We start from the raw sequence: 721 nt of genomic DNA on the forward strand, positions 1-721 counted from the left end.
GTTTTCGCTTTCTTCCCCTCCCCCCCTTATTAAATGCGGCGGCTTTCTGTAATCGGTGCCGTGCAGCTTGCATAGCCATACGGCGATAGGTAAATTCCTCCTTGTTACCGATCTGAAAGGACTCCTTACCGATAGTCACGGCAATTGGATGTTCGATGGAGAGGGAAGCTTCGGCGATAACATTACCTTTTAACTCCTTAATCTTCTTCGGAAGCTGGAGGGCCAGCAGCAGAAAAATTTTGCCTTTGACGATTTTGATCGCACTGCTACAGATTTTGATCTGCCCCACAAGGACGCGCTGGAGCAATACCTTTTTATCCGAGCGGTCTTTACCGAGGTAGGTCCGAAAAGGTATTTTGAACAGTGCAAATTTAAAATCCCTATTGTTCTCATCCTTGCTCAGGTTTATTTGTCTGCCAGAAAATGGAATGGGCATATCTTTTTTATAATTGCGGAGCGATTTTTCACCCTTCCAGTAGGAGAGGCGGTCCGCCTGAAAATATTTGATCAGAGAAGCATTGATCTGGGACAGAATATCCGTTGGGATCCGTCCTTTAAAATAACCGGACAGCACACGGTAAGTTGTATTCATCCGTGAAGTATTCAGTATACCTTCTGAATCCTTTGTCCGGTCTGCCAGCTTTACTTTGACATCATCCTGTAGATAGACCAGGTCTTTCAGGTTCTCCTGCACATATTGATGCGTGATCACCATATTGGC

At 45.4% G+C, this 721-nt stretch carries 1 protein-coding gene; it reads right to left on the reverse strand.

Annotated features, from left to right (window positions below; translation table 11 throughout):
• Nucleotides 1-721 (reverse strand): hypothetical protein (locus AC07UV_RS25690; protein ID WP_495185853.1); only part of this gene is annotated, 721 nt, incomplete at both ends.

Source organism: Sphingobacterium sp. GW821-FHT03E03 (assembly GCF_059420745.1).